The sequence below is a fragment of the Streptomyces sp. NPDC005070 genome (genome assembly GCF_053600395.1).
In genome coordinates, this window is the sequence record NZ_JBSFZS010000281.1 from 1 (window position 1) to 4,318 (window position 4,318).

1 protein-coding gene is annotated in these 4,318 nt (G+C 70.3%); it reads right to left on the reverse strand.

All coding sequences use genetic code 11. The features are described 5' to 3' along the window. Positions 1-35: 35 nt before the first annotated feature. A complete protein-coding gene (locus ACWEBX_RS37615; RefSeq protein WP_451889228.1) occupies positions 36-4,121 on the reverse strand; it encodes a discoidin domain-containing protein in 4,086 nt (1,361 codons plus the stop codon). Between the last annotated feature and the right edge of the window lie 197 nt (positions 4,122-4,318).

The following is a 4,318-nucleotide window of genomic DNA, read 5'->3' on the forward strand; positions in this document are numbered from 1 at the left end:
CGCGGCCCGCGCCGTCGTCTGGATGACCGGCTCCCTCAACGGCCGGGCGCCGACGTCGGGTGACCGTTGTACGCCTCCACCCGCAGCGAGGGGCGGCCGGAGGGTAGCGCGGCGGCCGGCCAGGACAAGGTGACCTTCTGGGACTCGCCGGGCAGCAGCCACAGATAGTTGTCGCTGTACAGCGTCGGCAGGACGCGGTCACCACTGACACGGTCCACGAGGGAGAGCCTGGTCATCGCGGCGACGGCCCTGCCCCGGTTGCGTACGGTCGCGGTCATCTCGTGGCGCGCGCCGGTCCGGGAGAGGCCGGTGACCGAGGCGGACACCCGGACCTGTTCGGCCTGCGTGAGCGCCTTCATGGCCGCCGGGCCGCGGTAGCGCCAGTAGGTGTTCCGCGACAGCGGGCGGCCCGAGGCGTCCTCCAGCGTCAGCCGGAGCAGGTGCAGGTCGGGCAGACCGTCGGTCCACGCGACCGTGAACGCCGGGGTGGTGGCCGCGGCCGGGACAACGACGTCTGCCGTCCGCGTGGCGCCGAGCTGCCGGCCGGAGAGGTCGTGGAGGCGGGCGGTGACCCTCGCGCCCTTCACCGCCGCGCGGGTGTGATTGACGGCGATGACCTGTCCCGTCCTCGGGTCCGCCTGCACATGCAGGGGCTCGCAGGCGGAACGGGCCCCGTAGTAGGTGCCGTTGACGTCGAAGTCGTAGTCGTAGGTCTGCCAGACCGTGCTGTGCCACGCGGGGTGGGACATCCACAGCATGAGACCACTGGCGTCGTCCCACAGGTTGGCGTTCCAGGCCTCGAACATGGCGCGGGTGTTCTCGTAGTTGACGAACTGGGCCTTGCGGGCGAAGTCGTCGAGGTCCGTCGCGGTGCCGAGGCGGGCCTCGATGGCCGCCTTGTAGTTCTGCGGCGCCTGGTTACCGCGCTCGCTCCAGTCGTGGTAGTACCACGCACCGCGGATCGGCCACTCGGGCTCGTCGCCGGTCATGTTCCGCAGGCTCGCCGCGGTGGAGACGACCGGCATACCGATCTCGGTGTGGAAACCGAAGCTGTCGCTGCCGTACGTCGACGGCTCGTAGTACTTCTCCGGCTCCACCCAGCCGTAGGGGCCGCCGCCGGTGATGATCCCGCCCGCCGAGTTGTTCTGGTACAGGATGCCGGGCGCCTGCTGTACGACCGCCTCGCGCATGCCCTTGTCGATGGCGGCCGGAGGATTGCCCTCGTTGGCGCCGCACCAGACGACCACACACGGGTGGATGCGGTAGCGCAGCACGGTGTCCCGCGCCGTCGAGTTGAAGGCGTCGTGGTCCGGCGGGTCCATGCCCCAGGCATTGGGGAAGTCGTTCCACACCAGGATTCCGTGCTCGTCACAACTGGCGTAGAACTCCTCGCGGTTGATGCTGCCGACCCAGTTGCGGATCATGGTGAAGTTCATGTCGCGGTGCATGCGCACCGCCGCGTCCATACGGGCGGCGGGCATCCGGCGCAGCAGTTCGTCCCAGCCCCAGTTGCCGCCGCGGGCCAGCACCCGTACGCCGTTCACGCTGATCTTCAGGGGTTCGGGGGTGTTGGTCACCGACTTGACGTCGGTCCACGCGTCGCCGTCGTCGGACACCTGGATCGTGTACGTCTTCGGGTAGGCCGCCTCCCACACGATGGCCACCCGGTCGAAGCGCCGTGCGGCGCCGAGGTCGACCCGGATCCACTGATGGTCGGCGTACTGCGAGGACCAGCGCGTGCCGGGGTCGCCGTCGGTGGCGGCGGACGCCGGGTGACCGTCGTCCTCGGTGGAGGCGGTGACCGTCTTGCGCAGTGCCAGGTCGGTGCCGGGATCGGTGCTGTCGAGCACGGAGAGGGACCATAGCGAGTTGCCCCAACTGCTGTTCCGCTTACCGCAGTTGATGCGCACGAAGCGGGCGGTGCGCGGGGTGAAGTCCTCCACCTGGAGGCTCGCGTCGCCGTCGTTGAAGGGCAGGGGAACGGCGGTGTTGTCGACCGCTCGCGCGTCCTGCCAGTCGGAACCGTCGGTGGACACCTGCACCACGAAGGTCCGGGCGTACGCCTTCTCCCAGACCAGGTCGACCCGGTCGAACGACTGGGTGGAGCCCAGGTCCACCTGGATCCACTGGTCGTCCTGGTAGGCGGAGGACCACCGCGTGGCCGGGGCGCCGTCCGTGACGTTGCCTGCTCCGTGGCCGTCCTCGTCCGCCGTGGAGGCGGTGGCGTCGGCGTGCAGGGCGAGGTCCGTTCCCGGCCGTGAACCGTCGAAGACGGAGAGAGTCCACAGCGAGCTGCCCCAACCGGTCGCCCGGGTGAGGCACTTGACCCTGATGTGCCGGGCCCGTCGGCTGCCGAGGTCCACGGACTGCGTGTACGCGTCGCCGGTGGCGACGAAGGGGAGCGGTGTGTCGTACTCGTAGCCGAACTGGCGTATGCCGAAGCGGGTGGTGCGCCGGTCGCTCTCGGTGCCGTCCACCCGAGCGACCAGGGTCAGGTCGTGCAGACGGGGGCTTCCCAGACCGTTGGGCCACCAGAGTTCGGGATCGCGCAGCCGCAGCCGGCCGAAGGCGTCGGGAGCGAACACGACGTCGACGCTCTTGCCGGCCGGGACGGTGACCGTCTTCGAGACGCGTACGTCCTCGAACGCGGCGGTGACGGTCGCCTCGTGGTCGGCGCTGTCGGCGTTGCGTACCGGGACGACGATGGTCAGTTCGGCCGTCGAGGTGTCGGGCAGGTCCGGCAGCACGGTGTCCACCCGAGGGTCGCCGATGACGACGTGCCCGGTGGATCTCAGACGGACGTGGTTCCAGATCCCGGCCACCCGGTCACGTACGGCGGGCATCCAGTCCCAGCCCGAAGAGGCCAGGTAGGTCGGGGAGTTGAGATTCATCTGGCCTGCTCCGGCGTCGACCCAGGCCTCACCGGCCGGGCCCTTGTCCCCGGGGCTGCCGGGGACGGGTATCGGCGTGATCCGCACCGCGAGCGCGTTCTCGTCCTTCACCCGCAGGAGGTCCGTGACGTCGTGCGCCGAGCGGGCGAAGGGATACAGCAGGTCGCCCACGCTGTGTCCGTTGAGCCAGATGTCGGCCTTGTGGTTGATGCCGTCGAACTCGAGCCAGACACGGCGTCCGGCGCCGGTCCGCAGACCGCGCGGCACCGTGAAGTCCCGCTTGTACCACCAGGCGTGGCGGGAGAGCGCCTCCGGGACGCGCAGGTTGTTCAGACCGGCGACCGGGTCGGGCAGCTTGCCCTGGTCGACGAGAGAGGCGAGGACCGTGCCGGGCACGGTGGCGGGCAGCCAGTTCCGGGTGTCCACGCCGGTCCGCGACAGCGCGGCACCGTCGCCCTCGGCCCAGTCGTCCATGGTCAGCGTCCAGCCGGACTCCAGCGGTACGGTGCCGTCTTCGGCCTGCTTCAGCGCGGGGGTGTGGCCGTCGTGCGTGCCCCAGTCGGTCCAGCCGGTCGCCGCGGGCCGGTGCCCCTGGGCCGTGCCGAAGACCTCGAACCCGTTCAGCCCGAGCGGGTTGGTGCTGGACCGCTTGCGGGAGGTCAGGCGTACCCAGCGGGCCGTGGTCGCCTTCGGGAGCTGGATCTCCACGACGCCACCGGTTCCGGCGGTCGTGCGGTACACACTCGACCAGGACGTGTGGTCACGCGAGGTCTCGACCACGAAGTCGACCGCGTAGCTCGACAGGATCTCCCTGCCGGTGGTGCCGTCGGCCCAGTTCCCGCTCGCCGGAGGCGTGAACACCGGGTCGCCCGCGTCGGCCTCGAAGGTGAGCCGGATCCAGGTGACCTGGCAGTCCGCCTGGAGATCGACCGAGATCCACTGCGGGTCACCGCCCGCCGCCCGCCAACCGGTGCCGCGCACACCGGCGGAGCGGACACGGTCCACCACGAACTCCCCCGGCGTGGGGGCGTAGTCGGTGGAGGACACGGTCACCGGCCGGTACACGGCCAGCTCTTCGGCGGAACCCCGCGTGGCGTCGTTGCCCGGCCGCTCGGCGGCCGAGGCGGTGCCCGGGAGTGTCGTCCCCAGGCCGAATCCGGCCAGCAGGGTCGAGCCGGTGAAGACGATCGATCGTCGGGAAGGGGAGTGCGGCGGATTCGGCTGAGCCATCAGCGGGGCGTCCAATCACACGGTGGTGCTTGCCGAGCACGGAGGTTGGCAACGTTGTCAGGGCGAATGACAACGTTGCCAAAGATGTGACGTGTGATCGATCTTGTCAAGGGTTCCGTCGTCGAGCCCCGGCCGGGCCTCTCCGCACGGCGCCGGCCGGGACGCCTGTGGGTGAGGTGTGAAGGTGGGGGAACCCG

What these genes read in the sequence shown, in the direction of transcription:
- ACWEBX_RS37615 (WP_451889228.1), bottom strand. Translation starts at nt 4,121, where the DNA reads ATGGCTCAGCCGAATCCGCCGCACTCCCCTTCCCGACGATCGATCGTC.